Below are 19,071 nucleotides of genomic sequence, written 5' to 3'. Positions count from 1 at the left end.
TCTCTCACTTTAGGTTAAAAGGGCGGCGGCGGCTCCGACGCGGCGGCAACGCGGCCCCGAACCGATTCGCCGGAACGGAGCGCGCCGGTCAATCGTGCCGGGTCACGCACTCCGAGAGCCCGATCAGCTCCACCGGCTCGGAGTTGTCCGGCGAGTAGACGACCATCTGCCCCTTCTCCATGTACGGCACCTTCCCGGCGAGGTTGGCGGGGATGTTGACGCTGGAGATGGCGTCCTCGTCGCCGAGGTTCAAGACGATCTTGGTGTTGACCTGTTTGAACACGGACTCGGCCACGTCCTGCGGGTCCTGCGTGATGAGGAAGAGGCCGAGCCGCTCCTTGCGGCCCTGCTTGGCCGCCTCCGTGAACTTCTGGACGACCTTCCGGGCCTGCACCGTGTCTGCGTCGGCGAGGAAGTTGTGCGCCTCGTCCATCCCGATGAGGAGGGGCGTCTCCTCGATCCGGTCGCTGTCGGGGTCGTTCGAGAGCTTGTCGTCGACGAGCAGCCCCGCGACCGCGAGCACGACGATCTCCTTCTGTCGGGAGGTCGGGAGGTGATACGTGGGAACGACGGAGAGTCCGCCCGGCCGGACGAGGGTGTGGTCCAGCTCCGTGATCGGCTTCGCGTCCTGATCGAATATCCCGCCGGGGACGCCGCGGACCCGCCGTTTGACCGCGTCGAACGTCGCCTCGTGGACGCGACCGCTCTCGTCGAGCTCCTCTTTGAGCGCCGGGTCGTCGAGGTACGAGAGGAACTGGCTGTAGGTGCCCGAGTCCCCGTAATCGCGGAAGAAGCGGTTGAGAAGTGTCAGGAGGGCGAGGTACTGGTTCTCGTTGAGCCCGGAGCCGGCGACGAGCCACGGCATGTCCCGCGCCAGCGAGAAGGGGATCGTGAACTCCACGCGTTCGGCGCGGTGCCCCTCGCCGGGATACGTCGCGTTCGCGGCCCGCGGCACCAGCGCGACGGTGTCGTCGTGACCGCCGTGCGCGATCCCCTCGCGGTCCAGCCGCCGGGAGAAGTCCGCGTCGAGGTCGGCGTTGTCGTCGTGCATCTGCGCGTACTCGTCCTGCGGGTCGAACTGGACGACCGCCATCCGCGACTCCCGCCCGTCTCCGGTCGGGTAGGTGCGATCCGCGTCGAGGTACTGCCGGAGGACGTTCTTGGAGGCGTGGGTCTTCCCCGACCCCGTCCCGCCGGCGACGAGGGTGTGCCGGAACGCCAGGGGGTCGCCGTCGGCGTAGTCGTCCTTCACGCGGTAGTCGACGGTGGGCGGTTCGGCCGCCGTTCGCACCTTCTCGCCGCCGACGGAGAGGTGACCGAGGAACACGCCGTCCTCGGGGATCTTCAGTCCGGTCTTGATCTCGGCGTCGTCGGAGGCCTCCTCGACGACCGCGCCCGGCTTCGGCACCCGGTCGGTCATCCGGCGTTTCATCTCGTCGCCCTCGCCGTACACGACCGACATCGGCTCCAGCTCGGCCATGAACTTGTAGTCGCGCTCGGCGAAGTCGTCGCGGCGCATCTGCCGGCGGGCGTGGATCTCGGTGGCGTCGTCCGACCGGAACTCCTGTGCGTACTCCAGCCCGGTGATCCGGCAGAACAGGCGCTCGCCGTCGGGGTACGGGATCAGGAGGTACTTCCCGAGCCGGACCGCCTCGCGGTTCCCGGCCGTGACGAACGCCTTCAGCGTCGTCTCCTCGGCGTCCTCCGCCACGCGGAGCCCCTGCGAGACGGAGACGACGCCGAGCCCCGCGTCCTCGCCGGTCGGCTCCACGTCGTACGCGGCGAACTCGTCGTCGGGTGCGGCCGAATCCTCGGCGATCGCACCGCCGCCGTCAGTCGCGCCGCCGCCGTCGTCGACCGGCTCGTCGTTGCCGCCCTCGGTGCCACCGGACTCGGCGCTCGCCGCGTCGGCGTCTCCGCCGCCGTCGCCCTCCCTGTCGCCGAACTCGGTGAAGTCCTCCAGCGTCATGGCGGACCCACCGGCTCCGACGCCGAAAGCGTTTCCCCCTCGCCGTCCGCCTTCGGGCCCGCCTCGCGGGCCCCTTTTGAGTGTCCGGACCGTATCGGAGACATGATACTCGTTCGCGGCAGCGGCGGCGGGACGGAGCTCACCGGCACGGTGTTCGAGCGCGGTGAGGAGCCGCCCGCCTACAAGGGCGCGCCCGACGAGGACGCCCCGTACGTGTGGGTGTGCGACGCCTTCTACGAGGTCGAGAGCGGCGGGTCGGCCCTGCGCGTCGACGGCGAGGAGATCCGCGTCGCCTTCGAGGAGCCGATGCCCCGCGGGTTCGACACCCGGGAGCAGGCGCTGACCGCGGCGAAAGAGCACGTCCGGACGCAGTTCGCCCGGATCGGCGTCGACCCCGAGGGAGTCGAGATCACGGTGACGAAGGAAGACCCGGCCTGAACCGCTACTTCCCGCAGTCGTCGGCCTCGTCGACGTCCTCGGCGTACGCGACCCCGAGCGGGAGGGTCTCCGGCGGCTCTGCGTCGCCGTCGAGCCCCTCGTAGGCGTCGTCGATGAGCCGGGCCAGCTGGGTCTCGGGGCTCACGCCGCGGGCGGCCGCGAGCGCCGCGAGCCGCTCGTACTGCTCGTCCGGCACCGACACCGTCCCCTCGTTCATACGCGCCGCTCCGACCCGGAGGTACAAAAGCGTTGTTCGGGAGCCGACGCTACCGTCGCGCGTCGCCCCCGGCTCCGCCGTCGCGCTCCGCTCCGTGCTCCCCGGGCAGGCCCCACTCCTCGAACCGGTCGAACAGGGCGTTCATCACCGTCGACTCCGCCCGAGAGAGGTGCTCCCACGCGGTGGTGGACCCGATGCCGAGCTCCGCCGCGACATCCTCGACGCCGACCCCGCCGCCGTGGTCGTAGTACCCGATCGCGATGGCGGTCGCGAGCACCTCGCGCTGCCTGTCGGTGAGCCCGTCGAGAATGCCCGCGGCGGGCAGCTTCGGGGAGCGATCGAGCGTCGAGAGCTCGACGTTGCGCGCGAGCTCGACGTCATTTCCGCCGCGTTCGAGCCCGCGGATCAGCGCCGAGAGGTCGGCGTCGGCGTCGAGGTACACCGTCCAGCGCTCGATCCCGCCGGAGATGGTGGTTCCCATCCGGAAGTGGACGCCGAGGTCCGAGAGCCGCTCGCCGATCCCCTCCCAGTCGTCGGTGTCGATGATGAGCGCGACGTAGACGCGACCGCCGTCGATCGGCGAGATCGGCTCCGCCGACACCACGGGGTCGGCGCGGCGGAACTCGGTCAGGAACGACTCGATCTCGTCGGTCGGTCCGCGCAGCTCCACGATCCGCTTTCGCTCCGCGCCCGTGCCGGTCATCGAGGAGACCGAACGGAGCGTCACCTCCGGGTGCCGGGCGCTCACCTCGGACTCCGGTCCCCCGCGGTGGCGGACTCGCAGCGTCACTTCCCGCATGGACGTCCGGAGGTCGCCGGCGTTCAAACGGTTTCCGACAGCGCGCTTATTGCGTCGCGCCGCCAAGGGGTCGTGGATGCCCGACCGACCCTCCAGCGGGGGCCGAGAGGCGGATCCTTCGGCCGATCCGGAGTCGCAGACCGCCGACGCCGAGCGCGACGGCGCTCCCGAATCGGCCGCGGACGCCGCGGTCGACCTCGACGCCTCCGAACCCGACGCCTCCGAAGTCGACGAGGAAGTACAGCGCCGCCTCCGGGAGGCGTACCTCAACGACGCGGAGCGTGAACTGATCGTGACCGGGGTGCGGTCGGCGGACGGAGAGGTCGTCGTGGAGCTCCGGACTCCGCACGGCGACGCGACGCACGCCGAGCGGTTCCCCGCCCCGCGGAACGGCTCGCTGGAGGAATCAGAGGCGTTCCTCGCGTTCCTCGAGGCCGTCGGCGTCTCCCCGCTCGACGTCGACGAGGTCGTCGGCGCTCGCGTGCCGGCGACGTACGAGGGCGGCGAGTGGCGGCTCGAGGAGTCGTATCTGCCCGATCGCCCTAACGGAGACAGCGACGGCAACGCGGGGAGCGACGGGGCAATCGACAGGGAGAACTCTCGCTCGCCGTCGGCGTGGGCGCGCTCTCGGGACTGGCTCTGGACGTACCGCTACTGGCTGTTCGCGGGGATCCTCGTCGGCGGCGAGCTGCTGTTCGTGGCGATCGTCATCGCCCTGTACGGCTGAGCGCGCCTGCGATCGGACGCGGGCTCACCGGTCGAGCGGCGGCGGCCCCGCCTACTCCTCCTCTTCGAGGATCTCGCCCGCCTCGTCGCGTTCCGCCTCGTCCGTGTCGGCGCGCCGGCGGACGTCGACCCGGTAGTCGGTGAGGATGTCGCGGCCCAAGAGGAGCGGGTACTCCATGTGTCCCCGATCCTCGACGCTCGCGGTGACGGTGTGCTGGTTGCCGCCGATACCGATGACGAGGTCGACCACCGGCCGGGCCTTCCCCCCCTTCACGCTGCCCGACTTCACGCGCGTCATGCTCTTGATCGGCCCGGCGCCGATCTCGGCGGCGAGTTGGGTGTCGATGCTGGTCCGGGTCGCGCCGGTGTCCGACTTCGCGAGCGCCTGCGTGGAGCCGGAGGTGCCGGTGACGACGACCTCCTCGATGTAGCCGATGTCCGGCTGCTCGGAGCTGGTCGTCGTCGGGATCGGCGCACAGGACGGTCGCGAGTCGTCGAGTCTCGCAGCGACCCGCTCGATGTCGTCGTCGTCGACCTCGCCGCCGACCGTCTCGATCGCGAGCTTCGCGATGTGGGGCGCGGGACTCGTGCCGGTGGCCTCGAACAGCCCCTTGAACCCGGCCGTCGGGTTCACCTCCAGCACGTACCAGCCGTCGTACCCCTCGACGAGGTCGACGCCGGCGTAGTCTAAGTCCATCACGTCGGCCGCGTACAGCGCCGTCTCGGCCGCCTCGTCGGGCATGTCGTCGGTCGCGTCCTCGACCGCGCCGCCGAGCGCGACGTTGGTCCGCCAGTCGCCCTCGGGCGCGTAGCGGTACATCGACCCGATGATCTCGTCGCCGACGATGTACACGCGCAGGTCGCGGTGCTTCTCGTCGTCGCGGTCGATGAGCTTCTGGAGGAACGCCTGCCGGTTCCCGACCTTCGGGTTCACGCGCTCCGTGAGGTCGACCTTCCACGTCCCGCCGCCGTGGGTGCCGATCGCGGTCTTGTACACGCCGACCTCGCCGAAGCGCTCGCGCCCCTCGTTGAGCCGGTCGTTCGACAGCGCGAGCAGCGCGTCGGGCACGCGGATGTTCCAGTCGGCGAGCGTCGCCGCGGTCGCGAACTTGTGGATCGACGCGAGCACGGCGTTCGGCTCGTTTAACATCGGCCGGATGCGCTCGAAGGTCGTCGCCAGCCCCAGTAGCTCCGCGGGCTGGTCGGTGTTCGACAACAGCAGCCGGTTCGCGATCACGTCGACCGCGGGCTCGACCGACACGTCGCCGTCGTCGACGCTGATGGCGGCGTTCTCCTCGCGGAGCCACACCGGCTCGTGCCCGAGGTCCTCGACCGCGTTGCAGATCGCCTTCGTCTCCTTGCTGTTGTGTAACGACAGCACTCCCACCCGTACCGAATCCGAACTCATGGAGCTACCTCCGTGTGCCGACCTAAAAGGTCGCCCGATCGAATTTCAGATCGTTGCAACGATCCGTTCCGTCCGTTCGGATCGCTGCAACGATCCGTTCCGTCCGCCACGGAGATTCGACCGACACCCGGGTCGCCATATATATACTCCCCGCCCTGCTCCGGTCTGGCATGAGCGACGATCGGGTGTTCACGTACAACGGCGGCGCGGTGCCGCCGGGCGAGACGCAGAACATCCGCTACGGAATCAGCGAGACGTACCTCGGCGACCCGGTCCGGATCCCCGTGACGATCGTCAACGGCGAGCGCGACGGCCCCACCGCGTTCCTCACGGCGGCGGCCCACGGAGACGAGCTCAACGGGATCGAGGTGGTCCGGGAGGTCGCCCACGAGTGGGACCTCTCGGCGCTCGCGGGCACCCTCGTCTGTCTCCCCGTACTCAACGTCCCGGGATTCCTCGCACAGCAGCGCTACCTCCCCGTCTACGACCGCGACCTGAACCGGTCGTTCCCCGGGAAGGCGGGCTCGACCAGCTCGAAGCGGATGGCGAACCAGATCTACTCGAACTTCATCGCACCCTGCGACTTCGGGCTCGACTTCCACACCTCCACCCGCGGCCGGACGAACATGCTCCACGTCCGCGGCGACATGACCAACGACGGCGTTCACCGGCTCGCGCTGGCGTTCGGCTCGAAGGTGGTCATCGACAGCGACGGGCCGAGCGGCACCCTCCGCGGCGAGGCGACCGACGACGGGATCCCGACGATCACGATCGAGATGGGCGAGGCTCACCGGTTCCAGCGCCCGCTCATCGACGACGCGCTCGCGGGCGTGCGCTCCGTCTTCGCCGAGTACGGCCTGCTGGACACCGACACGGTGCGCTGGCCCGGCTGGCGGACGATCGTCGCCGGCGCGGGCGAGAAGACGTGGCTCCGCGCCGACTCCGGCGGGATCGTCGACACGCACTTCGAGAGCGGCTCGCTCGTCCGGGAGGGCGAGCGGATCGCGACGATCACGAACCCGTTCAAGAAGGACGAGGTCGGGGTCGAAGCGCCCTTCACCGGGCTGCTGATCGGCCTTCTGGAGAACCCGGTCGTGTATCCCGGAAACCCGCTGTGTCACGTGGTCGAAATCGACGAGTCGACCCGCCGCGCCATCGAGGCCGGCGACGCGCCGAAGCCCGTGGGACAGCCGAACGGCGCGGAGTGAGCGCGGACCCTCGACCGGTTCGCGGTCACGTCCGGTCGAGCCGCCCCCGGAACCCGAGCGCACCGGCCGCGAGCACGGCGAAGAAGCCGGCGAGGAACGCGACCGGCTGGACCGCGACCCGCTGGGCGACGACGGCCCCCGGCTCGCGCTCGACGGTCCGCGTCCAGAACTCGTAGCGCTCGCCCTCGTACGCGACCACGAGCAGGCCGTCCCCCGGCGTCGGATCGGTGGGATACGCCAGCGAGTCGGCGCGCTCGTCCGGGTCCTCGACGCCGAAGCCGGCCTCCGCGTCGAGCGCGCGGTCGAACGCCTCGCGGGCCTCGGGGTCGAGGTCGGCGTAGTCGACGACGCCCTCGGCGGTCTCGTTCCCCTCCGCGGACGCGTCGACGCCCGCCACGGGCGACCCGCTCTCAACCGGCTGGACGGTGTGCGTGTAGGCGGGATCGGGCTCGCCGATCGGAACCGGGAGGTACAGCGGGTTCGCCATCAGGAGGACGCCGACGGCGAGGAGGCCGGCGACCGCGAGCCGGGTGCGCATGGGCGGGCTTCGGCGGGGGAGGATTTGAGGCTTTCCGCGCCCTCCTCACCAACTGGGGCGCGCGGAGCGGTTCCCGCCTATTCGAGACGGCGCCATAGAACAGTTTACACACCTCAATGACTGATCCGTGACTCGCTCAGTACAGACACGGCGGCGAGCGATGGCGGGAGTGGGTATCGCAGATCGGTGGCGGCGAGCGAGTATTAAAACGACCGAGAGCGACGGCGACGATCGCTTATAAATGACGTGCGGTGGCGCGTGCCTCCGAGCGGCCGACAGGCCGCGAGGAGCACGCGCGAGGGAGTCGCTGGCGGCGATCGCCGCCAGCGACGAGGCTGGGGAGGCGTGAGGCGCGGTTGCGGTGTTGTGCGGGTGGGATTCAAAGGGGCAGCCGTGAGGGCGGCGCAGGCGACGCGAGCACCGCAACGAGGGAGCAACGCGACCGAGTGAGGAGCGCGGCGAGCGTGCGCCGCCCTCACGGCTGGGGCTTTGCAGGTCTTCACCGCAATACCGTCGATCACTTATAAACAGCCGCCAGCAACACCACTCGATCGCTTATAAACAACCGATCAACCAATGTGCTATACCCACTCCCGCTATCGATCAAAAAGCAGGTCAATTCTAACGGTTGATTCATTTAATCACGGGTGAAATAAAATCCTTCCGAATAGTTCTATGACACCCTCATCTACTCGAAGTCTCCCGCTTACTCGACGTCGGGCGTCTTCTCGCCTGCAGGGACGACGATCTCCAGCCAGTTCTCCTCGGGCGGGAGCGGACAGGAGAACGTCTCGCTGTACGCGCAGAAGGGGCTGTACGCGAGGTTGAAGTCGATCGTCACCGCGTCGCCGTCGGTCAGATCGCCGTCCGGCTCCAGCTCCATGTACCGCCCGTTGTGGTAGGTCTGCTGGCCGGTCGTCTTGTCCCGGAAGGGGACGAAGATCGCGCCCTCGTCGCCCTCCTGCCGGTAGCCCGCGAGGGCGTGCTCCTCGCCGCCGACCTCGAACGCGAAGGTGACGACTCGGAGGTACCGCACCGGGTTGCTCGCGGTGGTCTCCATCTCGACCGGCTCGGGGTCGTCGTGGACGGTGACGGTCGCCTCGACCCGGTAGTCGGGGTCCGGCTCGAAGTAGTCGAGCCCGTCGAAGCCGTCGCGGTGCTCCGGCGGGATCGGCGACTGCGGGTGCTCGGCGAAGAACTCGTCCTTCTCGCGGCGGTTCGCGCGGAGCCGCTCGGCGTAGTCGTCGCTCATACCCGGTGAGAGGGCCGCCGGGGGTTTCAGGGTCGCGGTCCGTCCGCGGACCCCTCTCGACTCACCGTTCAGAGCGCCTGCAGGTCGGCCAGACAGTCGTCCAGATCGCGGGTCGAGGTGGCCAGCGAGAACCCGTCGACGCGGGCGAGGTCGGCGGCGTGGTCCCACAGGTCGCCGTCCTCGATCCCGTGGAGCACGACCGCGTTCGGCGTCGGGCTCACCACCCGCAGCGCGACCAGCGGCGACTCGCCGCGCGTGACGCGCGTGAACACGAGCGCGCGGTTCGTCGACTGGCCGTACAGCCGGTAGAACTCCTCGCTCGACAGGCGGGTGATCGCCTCGATCGAGTTGATGACGGTGTGGCCGTTCACGTGGTCCTGCTCGCCGCGCACGATCTCGGTCGCCCCCATCGCCTCGTAGAACTCCGCTAAGGGGACCGCCGTCGAGTACTCGCGGAGGTCGTGAACGATGTCGCTCTCGAAGCCGGCGGAGAGCACCCGCGCGTACTGCCGGAGCCGTCCGCCGCCGCGCCGCTCGTCGATGTCCAAGAGCCCGTCGACCGTCCGCCGGACGACGCCGATTCCGGGGCTCTCGCGGCGCCCGCTCTCGTAGTCCGAGACGACCGAGGAGGAGACGTCGAGCTGGTCGGCCAGCTCGGTCTGGGAGACGTCGAAGTCGGTCCGCCACTTCCGCAGGGTCGCTCCGGGGTCGTCGCTGAGCGTTATCTCGCCGGCGATCCGGCGAGAGAGCTCCTCGCGTGCGTCGCTCATGACGTGATCAGAAGACGGAACGCCGCAAAAGGCTACCGAAAGCCGGGTTCGTCGAACGTCGACAACGAAACGGGGAGTCCGCGTCGGAAGACGTCACTCCACGGTCAGCGAGTAGACGATGACGCCGAACCCGATCGCCGTCAGCAGGCTGTTTATCGCGATCCCGACCGCCAGACTCGATCCGATGATCTGGTGGGAGACGCCGCCGATCAGCGCCCCGATGGTGACGATACCGAAGCCGATTCCGAGCGCGCGCAGCGAGGGGTTGCCGGTCCGGCCGTACGCTCGGAGCGCGTAGTAGGTGATGCTGCCACCGAGCACCAGGATGGCGGTCTTTGCGACGATGACGAACAGGTTGATGTACGTATTCATGTTTCCTCGCGGAGCTCCGACCACAGGTCGGCCAGTCGTTCGTCCCGGCTGCGCTCCGGGCGCGTGAACTCGACCTCGAACTCGCGGTCGTCCTCCTCGTCGATCGAGACGGTGACCGTCTCGAACGAGACCGAGTAGCGGGTCGTGTGCTGCCCGTCGCGACGGATGTCCGTCGACTCCGCCAGCAGGGACGCCTCGGTGAGCAGCTCCAGCTTCCGGTAGGTCGTCGACAGGGGGATGTCGCACTCCTCCGAGATGTCGCTGGCCGTCTTCGGCTCGGAGAGCGCGGACACGATCCGCCGTGCGTCGTCGTCTGCGAGCGCGTCCAGCACGTCGTCTACCGACGGCGGATCCTCCTCGCGCAACGGGTCCCGCACCATACGTGTCCGTTCGCTCCCCGGGACTTAAAGCATCGAACTTCGACTCGCGCCGCGCCGTGACGGGGCGTCCCGCTCGTCACGCCGTCGGTCTCGCCGGGCTCGACACCGAGACGAGTCGAACGCTTCAAGTATTCGCTGGGTGTTCATGCCTGTATGAAAGACCAGGGACGCTCCACGCGCAAGCGGACGGGCGGCCGACTCAAGCACGCCTCGAACAAGAAGCGCCACCAGCTCGGCCGCGAACCGGCCGAGACGACCCTCGGCGAGACGCGGGTCCAGTACATCGACTCCCGCGGCACCGAGAAGAAGGTCCGCGCGCTCGCCACGAACGTCGCGCAGGTCGCCGACGGCGACGAGGTCAGCGAGGCCGAGATCGAGAACGTCGTCGACAACCCCTCGAACGTCAACTACGCCCGCCGGAACATCATCACCAAGGGCGCCGTCATCGAGACGTCCGCGGGCCGCGCCCGCGTCACGTCCCGTCCCGGTCAGACCGGTCAGGTCAACGCGGTCCTCCTCGACTGAACGGCCTCCCGTTCCGGTCGACCGCTTTCTGAACCTATTTACCCGTCCGAGCCGACGAGCGACGCGTGTACCTCGGCGTCGACGAGGCCGGTAAAGGCCCCGTGCTCGGACCGATGGTCGCCGCGGCGGTGCTCGCCGACCCGGCGGCCCTCCCGCCCGACGCGGACGACTCGAAGCGGCTCGCCCCGTCGCGCCGCGAGGCGATCGACGCCGCGATCCGGGGGACCGACGCCGTCGCCGTCGGCGTCGCGTTCGTCGAGCCCGGCGAGATCGACCGGCCGGACACGGACATGAACACGCTCACCGTGCGCGGACAGGCGCGGGCGGTCCGGGCCGCGCTCGACGGAGGCGGCGGCGTTATCGCCGATCTCGACGAATCGATCCGGATCGTCGCCGACGCGGGCGACACCAGCGAGGCGCGGTTCGCCCGGCGGCTCGGGGAGTTCGTCGCGGATCCGGGCACCGACGCCGCCGCTAGCGACGCCGATACCCCCGACGTCGACGTGTCGGCCGCTCACGGCGCCGACGAGGACGACCCGGTCGTCAGCGCCGCGAGCGTCGTCGCGAAGGTCGCTCGGGACGAGCGGATGACCGAAATCGACGCCGACTACCCCGCCTACGACGGGCTCGGCAGCGGCTATCCGAGCGATCCGGCGACGCGGGAGTTTCTCCGGGCGTACGTCGACGACCACGGCGACGTGCCCGACTGCGCGCGGCGCTCGTGGGCGACCTGCGACGACGTGTTGGCGGCCGCCGAGCAGTCCGGGTTAGACGAGTTTTAGCGGCCAAACGAGTCCACTGGAGTCGGAGACCACTAGAACAGCCCGGACGCCGACGCGCTCACGGCCTCGATGAACGTCTCCCAGACGGAGAACCCGGTGGCGATGGAGAGCACGGTGTCGGCGCCGAAGAAGGCGAACAGCGCCGCGGACGCGAGGTGCGCCCGCCGCATGTCGAACCGGTGGGCGAAGGTATGGAAAAAGTAGGCGTTCGCGAGGCTGATCGGGATGATCGCCAGCATCTCCCCCACCCAGATGGCGGAGGTCGCGCCGTACTGGACGGCCAGCCCGATCGTCACCAGCTGGGTCTTGTCGCCGAACTCGCCGGTGGCCATGAGCACGAATATCGGGAGGAAGCCGCCGAACGAGCCGGCGTATCGGTCGAGCGGCCCAGGGAGCGTCACCGACTCCAGCGCTGCGAGGGTCGCGTCGTCGGGCTCCGGCTCCGCGTCGGCCGCTTCGGCGTCGTCGTCGACGACCCGGCCCGACCCCCGGTCCGGCATCGACCGGTACAGCAGGTACGCGAAGACGAAGAACAGCGTCGCGGTCACCACGTCGAGCGCGATACTGGGGAGCGACGACTGCAGGGCCTGGCCGAAGGCTATCTCCACCGCCGTCCAGCCGGCGAACGCCGAGCCCGCGGCGGCGACGACCACTTTCGGGTCGTACCGGGTCGACAGCGCGGCGATCATGAACTGCACCTTCTCGCCCGGCAGCACCGCGAGCTGGGCGACGAACGCGACGACGACGATCTCGGCGTAGGCGGTCATGCGTCTCCGGTTCTCCTCCGATCGCCGGTCGGACCCCGCCCCCTGAGAACGCCCGCCCACCCCGCGACCGTCGTCCCGATCTGCGGGTCGATCGGGTCGCTCTGCTCGAGGAAGTCGTCGATCGTCATGGTCGATTTAGCGGAGTCTAAATTAATAGTTTGTCGCCTCTTCATCGCTCGTGGCAAACCGAACGGCGCGGCGTCCTCCCGCGTCGGGACCTCACCGAATCGTCAACAGCCGACGCAGGATGTCGCCGTACGCGGGGCGGGTGATCAGGACGCCGATCAGGACGCCGAGGATGGTGAAGATCGCGAACCCGGAGAGGTCCCCGAGCGACAGCACCATCAGCGGCGACATCGCGATGATCGTGGTCGCCGCGGCCGCGCCGATCACCCAGAAGGCGCGGCGGAACCGGGAGTCGAACACCTTCTTGGAGTTCACCTCGCCCTCGCTCATCACCTCGTCGGCGATGATCACGAGGTCGTCGACGCCGGTCCCGACGACCGCGATGAAGCCGGCGATCACGGCCAGTTCGAGCGGATAGCTCAACAGCGCGGCGATGCCGAGCAGCGCGTACACCTCGGCGAGCGCCGTGACGATCATCGGCAGCGCCACCGCGGGCTCGCGGTAGCGGAGGAACACCATACCGGCGACCGCGAACACCGCGAGGAGGCCGGTCACCAGCGAGTAGTTCTTGTAGTTTTCACCCTGCGCCGCCGAGATGGAGCGGGAGGTCCCCTGTCCGCTGATGTCGAGTTCGGCCGGGAGCGCGCCGGCGCGCAGGTTGATGGAGATCCGCTGCGCCTCGCTGAACTCCGTCGTCGTGAGACGGAAGCCGCCGTCCGTGGCCCACGAGCCGCTGGCCATGCTGTTCGCGAGGTCCGGGTCCATCCCGAAGGAGTTGACGACCTCGCCGTCGACGGTGAGCAGGAGGCACGGCTTGCTCACGTCGTCCGGGTTCTCGCCGTAGTCGCACCGGTCCTGATTGGAGTTGTACGCCGAGTCGAACCCGCGGTCGGCGACCGCCTGCTGGAAGCCGTGGGCGGGCGACTGCTCTCCCTCCGGCGCGGTGTTTCGAACCGTCACCGGGACGTACGCCCCGGTTCCCTGCTCGCTCTGGGCGGCGGTGCCGATGTCCTCGAAGTGGTCCTGGATCAGCACTTCCTCCTGGATCGCGGTCCCGTTCTCCGTCGGGTACGCGATGTCGATCTGGACGGTCCCGCGCTCTTCGAGGAGCTCGATCACGTCGCTGCGGTCCTCGCCCGGCACCTCGACGAGGATGAAGTACTCGCCGGTGATCGACTGGACCTGCTGGACGCTCCCGCCGGAGAGCCCCGCCTCGTTGATCTTGCCTTCGATGACGCTCTGGGCGACGTCGCGGGTCTCCTGTGTGACGCCGGGGCGAACGTCGTCGTAGGCGTACCCCGAGGCGTCCATCGCCGCGCGGAACTCCGATTCGGAGACCGACGCGTCGGTGACCTCGACCGCGTTCTCCTCGGCGACCGCCCCGACGTCCCGCGCCGAGGCGCCGTCGAGTTCGTCCGCGACGGCGCGGGCCACGTCGTCCGGCCGATCGCCGTCGAAGTCCACCTCGGTCGCGGTGTAGCCGAGGAGCGGGGCGCGGACCCGCGTCCCGCCCGCCAGATCGAGCCCGTACTGGAGGTTCGTCATTCCCTGTTGGGCCTCGGAGGAGTCCTCGCCGGGCGCGGTCTGGGGACCGAACTGCGGCGCGAAGAGCGCCACCGTCGCGCCGATCACGACGACGACCAACAGGAGGATCCGCCAGTTGTTCTTGATCGGTTCGAGCATTAGCGTTTCACCCCCTCGAACTTGTACCAGCGAAGCAGCGAGACGTTCAGTAGGTACGTGTTCATGAGGTCGGCACAGAGCCCGACGGAGAGGATGATCCCGATGTTCCGGAGGAGGTCGACGCCGAACAGCGCCGCGACGACGGCCATGACGATCATCGCCGCCATCGACGTGAGCGTCATCGTCACCCCGGTCCGCATCGCGCGGTTCACCGACTCGTAGAACTCGCCGGTCCGGCGCAGCACGGAGTTGTTCAACAGGATGTCGGAGTCGACGCTGTACCCGATGATCATCAGGAGCGCCGCGATAGTCCCGAGCGTCATCTGAATCCCGAGGAGGTTCATCACCGCGACGGGGATGACCAGGTCGGAGAACGCCGACGCGACGACCGCGATCGACGGGACGAACGTCCGGAACAGCGCGAACACGAGCACGCTCATCCCGAGGAACGCGAGCGCGACGCCGAAGATCGCGGTCCGAGCCGTGTCGGCCGCGAAGCTGGGTGACACCTGATCGATCGCGTTCGTGGACAGCCCGGCCTCGTCGGCCTGCGTCGACAGGTCGTCGGCCAAGCCTCCCGGGTCCTCGTCGGCCGCCCGGAACGTCACGACGTACACGTCGTCCGCGGGGATCGATCGGACCGAGTCCGGCTGTCGGTCGAACGCGGTCTCGATCTGCTGTTCTACGTCGTCGCCGTCGTCGGCGATCCGGAGCTCCACGCCGCCCGTGAACTCCAACCCGAGATTCGCCGGCGCTCCCGTGACGAGGTACCACCCGCCGATGATCGCGAGCGCGAGAACGAGGACCGCGAGCGGGACCGCCACGAGCTGCCGGTTCGAGTACTCGGTGTAGTTGACCTCCGGTACCTCGATCGCTACCATAAATACCGCTTCCTGCGCGGGCGCGAATAAGCCTTCTTACTCATCTGCGACGTCGCCGCTCTCACTCGCCTGCGACCGCGATCCACGCTTTTCCCATCGGCGATCAACTGCGAGGCGACGCGTCGCGCCGCAACGGCTTAACCGCCGGACGCCGTACCGTGCCACATGGAACCGACCGCCACCCGGGTCGTCCTCTCGTACCCGGAGGGGCTCAGCGACTGGGGACGCGACCAGATCGAGACGGACCGCTACCGGGGCTACTTCGCTCGGGTCCTCGACCGCGTCGCCGTCGGGGACGCCCGCGAGGAGTTCGTGGACGTCGGCTGCTGCGGCGACAGCCTCGACGTGCCGTTCCGCGTCGAGCGGATCGAGGCCGACGGGGACCCGGTCGAGGCGGCGACCGTGACGGACGCGACGGCGATCGACTACGAGACGCGGCCCGGCGACGTCGACGGGGGCTGGCGGGTCCAGAGCGCGGCCGGCCCGACGTGTGCAGCGCCGGAGCGGGAGTAGTTCGCTTCCCCCCGTTTTCCGCAGGGGCTCAGGGCATGTACCGCACGCTGACCACGCCCGGCTCCGACCGGACCTCGACGCGGTTCACGCCGAGCCGCGCCGCCCGCGACAGCGTCGCCTCCCGGTCGTCGAGCACGTCCGCGACCGCGTCGGCCGTGTCCTCCTCGGGCGGCGTCAGCACGTGGACCTCGCCGATCCCCGCGCGCTCCTCGCGCGCGAGCTCGCCGGTCTCCGTCTCGGCCGCGAGCTCGCGTTCGTGGACGGTCGGCGGCTCCTCGCTCTCCTCGATCGAGAGGGACCGCCGCTCCGCGACCTCGACGACCTGATACGTGACCTTCATCGGCGGGTCGGGGGCGACGGTCGCCTCCACGGCGTCGTCGACCGAGAGCCCGGGGTTCGAGCTCAGCGTGTGCACCTGTCCGTCGCGGACGTCTTTCAGCACCGCGGAGTCGCTCTCGACGTGCGTGACGAGGAACGTGCTCTCCTTCTCGTCGGTCATTGCCGGTCGTACGCGACCGAGCCTTTTCGGGGTTTCGAGCCGCGCTGGGCGGCTTCGAGCCGCGTCGCTCCCGGACCGACCGAGTGCTCAGTCCCGGACGACCCGCGGCTCCCCGTCCTCGACGACCACGTCCAGCCCGTGTTCGTGGACGAACGCGGCGGTGTAGTCGGGGACGACGCGCTCGGCGGTGAACCGGGCGCGGAGGAGGGGGACCGCGTCGAGCAGGTCGTCGCCGTCGACCATCGAGGGCGACGACTCGAGGAACTCCACGTCGAGGCCGGCGTCGGCGCCGCGGGACGCGAGCGTCGGGAGGCTCGGGTCCTTGAACGCGCCGTCGAAGTCGATCGGCGCGGTGAAGCCGGCGTAGTAGACCCGCCCGCGGGTGGAGGGGCCGAGCACGACCTGATTCGTCCGGAGCTTCATCGCGGCCGAGTCGATCACGGTCCGCGAGAGCAGCGGCGCCTGCGGGGTGACCACCGCGACCGAGTCGGCGTTCTCCTCGCGGAGCAGGTGGGTGACGGTGTTACCGGCGCGCGCGCCGAACGACGACCCGACCTGCCGCTCGAACCGGACCTCGTCGGTGCCGCCGAGGGTGTCGGCGACGAGGGTGCGCAGTTCGGCCTCGGGGGCGGTGTCGGTTCGGTGCTCGGCGGGGAGGTCGTCGTCGACCGGGTAGTTCACGAGGAGCTCGCCGCCGGAGCGGTCGACCGCGAGGACGGCGTCGCGGAACAGCGCCTCGTACAGGTCGGCGGCCTCGGCGGTCGACAGCGGGGTCGACTCCGCGAGCCCGGTCGCGACGAGCCCCTCGCGGGGCGGCTTCGCAAGCACGGCGACGACGGTCATGTCTGGAACCGAATCGCCCGCGCGCCTTCAACTCGCCGCTTCGGTCGCGGGCGAAGGGGAAGGCGCGGTCGGCCGGCTATCGTTCAAGAGAAGTCGCGTCGCATCGCGATCTCGAACCACGGGCACAGGCGGAGCTGCCGGTACAGCGACGGGTTCTCGTGGAGGTGCTCGTAGTCGACCCATAACATTCCGCCGATCTCCGCCTCGTCGGGGTCGAGCGAGGCGTCGTCTAAGGTCACCTTCAGCACCGAACAGACCTCCCACTCGACGCCCTCGTTGGGGTAGTAGCGCTTGTACTCGAACTTGTCCGTCACCCGGAGGTCGTCGTACTGGTCCGGGGTGATCCCCAGCTCCTCCTCTAAGCGCTGTTCGGTCGCGTCCTCCTGCGACTGCCCCTCGACCGGGTGGGAGGCCACCGTGCCGTCCCAGTGGCCGTCCCACAGCCGTTTCGTGGGCGCGCGCTGGGCCAGCAGGATCCGGCCGTCGGCGTCGTACACGAGACAGGTGAACGCCCGGTGGCGGATCCCGTCGCCGGTGTGGGCGTCGAGGCGGTTCACCGTCCCCTGCTCGACGTCGTCGGGGTCGACGGCGATCACGTCCTGGAGCGCGTTCTCGTGGTCCGCGTCGGCGTCGGCCTGCCCGGCGGAATCCCCGGTCGCGGCCGCGTCCTCGGAGCTCATGGGAGGTAGGTCGATCACCAGGGCTAATAAGCGTTCGATACGCCGCCCGGGTCCCCGACCGGCGTATCGGGCGGCGGATCCGCGCCTCGACCCACGCGTCGACCCTACTTCGCCGCGGCCGTTCGCGGCCGCGGTTCGACGCGCTTAACCGCGTCCCGCGGCTACGTCGCGCGGATGAGTGACCCGGCGCTCGACGTCGTCGAGTTCGTGTTGACGACGCACCTCTACACCGAGAACCGCGACCTCGACGAGAACGACCTGCCGCCGCGCTTCCGGCAGGTGTTCTGGTCCGACGACGCCGCCGACGACGCTCCGGGCGGCGTCGAGCGGCCGCTCAAGGCGACGAGCGAGACGACCCGCACCGCGACGGGAGTCGACCACCCGTGGGACGCCGTCTCCGACCTCCTCTTCACCCAGCGGACGGAGTTCTCCGGCGAGATATCCCTGACCCAGCCCGCGATGGCGCTGGAGTGGTACCGCGACCACGCCGACGACGATCGGATCGCCCAGAACCCGACGATCGTCGCCGCGCTCGAGCTCGCGGAGGACCTCGACGGGCCGGTGACCCACGAGGAGGCGCGCGACAACGTCAGACCGATTCAGGCCGACCGCGTCTGGATCGACGCCCTGCTGGAGGAGTACTTCGACGAGGACGAGGACGGCGAGATGCTCGATCTCGTCAACGTCCAGGCCCCCGAGGAGATCGAGACGACGCTCGCCGACCTCGTGCTCACCGGCGATCAGGAGGGCGAGATCCAGAAGATCGTCAAGGCGATCGAACACCGCGAGTACCTCGCGAGCATCGGGCTCCGAGAGATCGGGAAGCTCCTGTTCGTCGGGCCGCCGGGGACCGGGAAGACGACCGTCTCGCGGGCGCTCGCCCACGAGCTCGGTATTCCCCTCGTCGAGGTGAAGATGTCGATGATCACGAGCCAGTACCTCGGCGAGACGGCCAAGAACGTCGAGAAGACCTTCGAGGTGGCCAAGCGGCTCTCCCCGTGTATCCTCTTCATCGACGAGTTCGACTCGGTGGCGAAGACCCGGCGCTCCGACGAGCACGCCGCGCTGAAGCGCGCCGTCAACACCCTCCTCAAGTCGATCGACGAGGTGTCCCTCGTGCGCGACGAGGTCCTCCTCATCGGCGCGACCAACCACCCGGACCAGCTCGACGCCGCCGCGTGGCGCCGGTTCGACGAGATCGTCAACTTCCCCAAGCCCGACCGCGACATGCGCGCCGACATCCTCCGGGTCGTCACCCGCGAGATGCAGATCGCCGACTTCGACCCCGACGAGGTCGCCGACCGGACGAGCGGGCTCACGGGCTCGGACCTCCGGATGGTGCTCCGCGAGGCCGTCCTCGGCGCGCTCACGGAGGACCGGATGACGATCACCCAGGAGGACGTGATGGAGGCCGTCGAGGACTTCGAGGAGCGCGACAACCTCAAGAACATGGACATGATCGACGGCGAGGGCGCGGAGGTACTCGGCGAGACGGATTCGGGCGAGCAGGACCACACCCACGACGAGTCGGGTGACGAGGCCGCGCACGACGACGCCGCGCACGGGCACACGCACGATTGACACCCGGCGAAACGATCTTTTCGACGGGGGTACCCGGTAGTCCGGTCCGTCCCGGTCGCGATCAACTGAATCGGTAGCGCGGAGTCCCCTTCCTCAAGGAGCGACCAAAGGGAG

23 protein-coding genes are annotated in these 19,071 nt (G+C 69.3%); 7 read left to right on the top strand and 16 right to left on the bottom strand.

The annotated features are described in order from the left end of the window. Positions 1-88: 88 nt before the first annotated feature. Positions 89-1,969 carry an ATP-binding protein gene (locus EDM04_RS01045; protein ID WP_123619328.1) on the bottom strand — a complete coding sequence of 627 codons (1,881 nt, stop codon included), beginning with the start codon at positions 1,967-1,969 and terminating at the stop codon, positions 89-91. Positions 1,970-2,071: 102 nt separating this feature from the next. Between EDM04_RS01045 and EDM04_RS01040 the strand changes: the two genes are divergently transcribed. Continuing rightward, positions 2,072-2,407, top strand: coding sequence for a hypothetical protein (locus EDM04_RS01040; protein WP_123619327.1), 336 nt, complete (start codon positions 2,072-2,074; stop codon positions 2,405-2,407). Between the two features lie 4 nt (positions 2,408-2,411). Here the strand turns inward: EDM04_RS01040 and EDM04_RS01035 are convergent, their stop codons facing one another. Next, positions 2,412-2,624, bottom strand: a complete 213-nt coding sequence (locus EDM04_RS01035) for a hypothetical protein (RefSeq protein WP_123619326.1) — start codon at positions 2,622-2,624, stop codon at positions 2,412-2,414. A 49-nt stretch (positions 2,625-2,673) separates the two neighbouring features. Continuing rightward, on the bottom strand, positions 2,674-3,423 hold the full coding sequence (locus tag EDM04_RS01030; RefSeq protein WP_123619325.1) for a helix-turn-helix domain-containing protein: 750 nt from the start codon (positions 3,421-3,423) through the stop codon (positions 2,674-2,676). Positions 3,424-3,499: 76 nt separating this feature from the next. Between EDM04_RS01030 and EDM04_RS01025 the strand changes: the two genes are divergently transcribed. After that, positions 3,500-4,150 carry a hypothetical protein gene (locus tag EDM04_RS01025; protein WP_123619324.1) on the top strand — a complete coding sequence of 217 codons (651 nt, stop codon included), beginning with the start codon at positions 3,500-3,502 and terminating at the stop codon, positions 4,148-4,150. A 51-nt stretch (positions 4,151-4,201) separates the two neighbouring features. On the opposite strand, the gene EDM04_RS01020 is transcribed toward EDM04_RS01025, so the two are convergent. Further along, the gene (locus tag EDM04_RS01020) at positions 4,202-5,557 is read right to left on the bottom strand and encodes a RimK/LysX family protein (RefSeq protein WP_206424402.1); all 1,356 of its coding nucleotides are present in this window, start codon (positions 5,555-5,557) and stop codon (positions 4,202-4,204) included. Positions 5,558-5,727: 170 nt separating this feature from the next. On the opposite strand from EDM04_RS01020, the gene EDM04_RS01015 reads away from it, so the two are divergent. Continuing rightward, positions 5,728-6,765, top strand: a complete 1,038-nt coding sequence (locus EDM04_RS01015) for a succinylglutamate desuccinylase/aspartoacylase family protein (RefSeq protein ID WP_123619323.1) — start codon at positions 5,728-5,730, stop codon at positions 6,763-6,765. A 25-nt stretch (positions 6,766-6,790) separates the two neighbouring features. Here the strand turns inward: EDM04_RS01015 and EDM04_RS01010 are convergent, their stop codons facing one another. The 5 genes from EDM04_RS01010 to EDM04_RS00990 all read right to left on the bottom strand — a co-directional run bounded on the left by EDM04_RS01010 (position 6,791) and on the right by EDM04_RS00990 (position 10,077). Beyond that, positions 6,791-7,303 carry a hypothetical protein gene (locus EDM04_RS01010; RefSeq protein ID WP_123619322.1) on the bottom strand — a complete coding sequence of 171 codons (513 nt, stop codon included), beginning with the start codon at positions 7,301-7,303 and terminating at the stop codon, positions 6,791-6,793. Positions 7,304-8,009: 706 nt separating this feature from the next. Continuing rightward, positions 8,010-8,555, bottom strand: coding sequence for a DUF1684 domain-containing protein (locus EDM04_RS01005; protein WP_123619321.1), 546 nt, complete (start codon positions 8,553-8,555; stop codon positions 8,010-8,012). A 68-nt stretch (positions 8,556-8,623) separates the two neighbouring features. Continuing rightward, a complete protein-coding gene (locus EDM04_RS01000) occupies positions 8,624-9,325 on the bottom strand; it encodes a helix-turn-helix domain-containing protein (protein ID WP_123619320.1) in 702 nt (233 codons plus the stop codon). Between the two features lie 93 nt (positions 9,326-9,418). After that, positions 9,419-9,697, bottom strand: a complete 279-nt coding sequence (locus EDM04_RS00995; protein ID WP_123619319.1) for a hypothetical protein — start codon at positions 9,695-9,697, stop codon at positions 9,419-9,421. After that, the gene (locus EDM04_RS00990) at positions 9,694-10,077 is read right to left on the bottom strand and encodes a helix-turn-helix domain-containing protein (RefSeq protein WP_123619318.1); all 384 of its coding nucleotides are present in this window, start codon (positions 10,075-10,077) and stop codon (positions 9,694-9,696) included. Before EDM04_RS00990 ends, EDM04_RS00995 begins: the two co-directional genes overlap by 4 nt. A 153-nt stretch (positions 10,078-10,230) precedes the next feature. On the opposite strand from EDM04_RS00990, the gene EDM04_RS00985 reads away from it, so the two are divergent. Beyond that, on the top strand, positions 10,231-10,602 hold the full coding sequence (locus tag EDM04_RS00985; protein WP_123619317.1) for a 30S ribosomal protein S8e: 372 nt from the start codon (positions 10,231-10,233) through the stop codon (positions 10,600-10,602). A gap of 65 nt (positions 10,603-10,667) precedes the next feature. Further along, on the top strand, positions 10,668-11,384 hold the full coding sequence (rnhB, locus tag EDM04_RS00980) for a ribonuclease HII (protein WP_123619316.1): 717 nt from the start codon (positions 10,668-10,670) through the stop codon (positions 11,382-11,384). Between the two features lie 32 nt (positions 11,385-11,416). On the opposite strand, the gene EDM04_RS00975 is transcribed toward rnhB, so the two are convergent. The 4 genes from EDM04_RS00975 to secF all read right to left on the bottom strand — a co-directional run bounded on the left by EDM04_RS00975 (position 11,417) and on the right by secF (position 14,841). Continuing rightward, positions 11,417-12,151, bottom strand: a complete 735-nt coding sequence (locus EDM04_RS00975) for a TMEM165/GDT1 family protein (RefSeq protein WP_123619315.1) — start codon at positions 12,149-12,151, stop codon at positions 11,417-11,419. Beyond that, positions 12,148-12,279, bottom strand: a complete 132-nt coding sequence (locus EDM04_RS18900; protein ID WP_277424132.1) for a hypothetical protein — start codon at positions 12,277-12,279, stop codon at positions 12,148-12,150. Before EDM04_RS18900 ends, EDM04_RS00975 begins: the two co-directional genes overlap by 4 nt. 91 nt (positions 12,280-12,370) lie before the next feature. Next, on the bottom strand, positions 12,371-13,960 hold the full coding sequence (locus EDM04_RS00970) for a preprotein translocase subunit SecD (RefSeq protein ID WP_123619314.1): 1,590 nt from the start codon (positions 13,958-13,960) through the stop codon (positions 12,371-12,373). After that, complete coding sequence (gene secF / locus EDM04_RS00965) at positions 13,960-14,841, bottom strand: protein translocase subunit SecF (RefSeq protein WP_123619313.1); 882 nt, start codon at positions 14,839-14,841, stop codon at positions 13,960-13,962. Before secF ends, EDM04_RS00970 begins: the two co-directional genes overlap by 1 nt. A gap of 165 nt (positions 14,842-15,006) precedes the next feature. Here secF and EDM04_RS00960 point away from each other — a divergent pair, with 165 nt between their 5' ends. Continuing rightward, positions 15,007-15,354 (top strand): hypothetical protein, encoded by a 348-nt coding sequence (locus EDM04_RS00960; RefSeq protein ID WP_123619312.1) that lies wholly within the window; start codon positions 15,007-15,009, stop codon positions 15,352-15,354. A 28-nt stretch (positions 15,355-15,382) separates the two neighbouring features. Here the strand turns inward: EDM04_RS00960 and EDM04_RS00955 are convergent, their stop codons facing one another. The 3 genes from EDM04_RS00955 to EDM04_RS00945 form a co-directional block, all read right to left on the bottom strand. Next, positions 15,383-15,853: a DUF5812 family protein gene (locus EDM04_RS00955; protein WP_123619311.1), complete on the bottom strand. Its 471-nt coding sequence runs from the start codon at positions 15,851-15,853 to the stop codon at positions 15,383-15,385. An 87-nt stretch (positions 15,854-15,940) separates the two neighbouring features. Further along, a complete protein-coding gene (locus EDM04_RS00950) occupies positions 15,941-16,696 on the bottom strand; it encodes a DUF2064 domain-containing protein (protein WP_123619310.1) in 756 nt (251 codons plus the stop codon). A gap of 83 nt (positions 16,697-16,779) precedes the next feature. After that, complete coding sequence (locus EDM04_RS00945) at positions 16,780-17,376, bottom strand: NUDIX domain-containing protein (RefSeq protein WP_123619309.1); 597 nt, start codon at positions 17,374-17,376, stop codon at positions 16,780-16,782. Positions 17,377-17,550: 174 nt separating this feature from the next. Between EDM04_RS00945 and EDM04_RS00940 the strand changes: the two genes are divergently transcribed. Beyond that, positions 17,551-18,957 carry an ATP-binding protein gene (locus tag EDM04_RS00940; protein ID WP_123619308.1) on the top strand — a complete coding sequence of 469 codons (1,407 nt, stop codon included), beginning with the start codon at positions 17,551-17,553 and terminating at the stop codon, positions 18,955-18,957. Positions 18,958-19,071 lie beyond the last annotated feature (114 nt).

Source organism: Halorubrum sp. CSM-61 (assembly GCF_003781945.1).
In the GTDB taxonomy this organism is placed as follows: Archaea; Halobacteriota; Halobacteria; order Halobacteriales; family Haloferacaceae; genus Halorubrum.
Note: the sequence above shows the minus strand (reverse complement) of the source record. Positions and strands in the feature narration are given on the sequence as shown.

Bases quoted from the DNA above. Each gene is read 5' to 3' on its own strand.
- secF (WP_123619313.1), bottom strand. From the start codon at position 14,841: ATGGTAGCGATCGAGGTACCGGAGGTCAACTACACCGAGTACTCGAAC.
- EDM04_RS01010 (WP_123619322.1), bottom strand. From the start codon at position 7,303: ATGCGCACCCGGCTCGCGGTCGCCGGCCTCCTCGCCGTCGGCGTCCTC.
- EDM04_RS00990 (WP_123619318.1), bottom strand. From the start codon at position 10,077: ATGGTGCGGGACCCGTTGCGCGAGGAGGATCCGCCGTCGGTAGACGAC.
- EDM04_RS00970 (WP_123619314.1), bottom strand. From the start codon at position 13,960: ATGCTCGAACCGATCAAGAACAACTGGCGGATCCTCCTGTTGGTCGTC.
- EDM04_RS01040 (WP_123619327.1), top strand. From the start codon at position 2,072: ATGATACTCGTTCGCGGCAGCGGCGGCGGGACGGAGCTCACCGGCACG.
- EDM04_RS01030 (WP_123619325.1), bottom strand. From the start codon at position 3,423: ATGCGGGAAGTGACGCTGCGAGTCCGCCACCGCGGGGGACCGGAGTCC.
- EDM04_RS00955 (WP_123619311.1), bottom strand. From the start codon at position 15,853: ATGACCGACGAGAAGGAGAGCACGTTCCTCGTCACGCACGTCGAGAGC.
- EDM04_RS01005 (WP_123619321.1), bottom strand. From the start codon at position 8,555: ATGAGCGACGACTACGCCGAGCGGCTCCGCGCGAACCGCCGCGAGAAG.
- EDM04_RS01045 (WP_123619328.1), bottom strand. From the start codon at position 1,969: ATGACGCTGGAGGACTTCACCGAGTTCGGCGACAGGGAGGGCGACGGC.
- EDM04_RS01020 (WP_206424402.1), bottom strand. From the start codon at position 5,557: ATGAGTTCGGATTCGGTACGGGTGGGAGTGCTGTCGTTACACAACAGC.
- EDM04_RS00950 (WP_123619310.1), bottom strand. From the start codon at position 16,696: ATGACCGTCGTCGCCGTGCTTGCGAAGCCGCCCCGCGAGGGGCTCGTC.
- EDM04_RS01000 (WP_123619320.1), bottom strand. From the start codon at position 9,325: ATGAGCGACGCACGCGAGGAGCTCTCTCGCCGGATCGCCGGCGAGATA.
- EDM04_RS01035 (WP_123619326.1), bottom strand. From the start codon at position 2,624: ATGAACGAGGGGACGGTGTCGGTGCCGGACGAGCAGTACGAGCGGCTC.
- EDM04_RS00940 (WP_123619308.1), top strand. From the start codon at position 17,551: ATGAGTGACCCGGCGCTCGACGTCGTCGAGTTCGTGTTGACGACGCAC.
- EDM04_RS00960 (WP_123619312.1), top strand. From the start codon at position 15,007: ATGGAACCGACCGCCACCCGGGTCGTCCTCTCGTACCCGGAGGGGCTC.
- EDM04_RS01015 (WP_123619323.1), top strand. From the start codon at position 5,728: ATGAGCGACGATCGGGTGTTCACGTACAACGGCGGCGCGGTGCCGCCG.
- EDM04_RS01025 (WP_123619324.1), top strand. From the start codon at position 3,500: ATGCCCGACCGACCCTCCAGCGGGGGCCGAGAGGCGGATCCTTCGGCC.
- EDM04_RS00945 (WP_123619309.1), bottom strand. From the start codon at position 17,376: ATGAGCTCCGAGGACGCGGCCGCGACCGGGGATTCCGCCGGGCAGGCC.
- EDM04_RS18900 (WP_277424132.1), bottom strand. From the start codon at position 12,279: ATGACGATCGACGACTTCCTCGAGCAGAGCGACCCGATCGACCCGCAG.
- EDM04_RS00975 (WP_123619315.1), bottom strand. From the start codon at position 12,151: ATGACCGCCTACGCCGAGATCGTCGTCGTCGCGTTCGTCGCCCAGCTC.
- EDM04_RS00995 (WP_123619319.1), bottom strand. From the start codon at position 9,697: ATGAATACGTACATCAACCTGTTCGTCATCGTCGCAAAGACCGCCATC.
- EDM04_RS00985 (WP_123619317.1), top strand. From the start codon at position 10,231: ATGAAAGACCAGGGACGCTCCACGCGCAAGCGGACGGGCGGCCGACTC.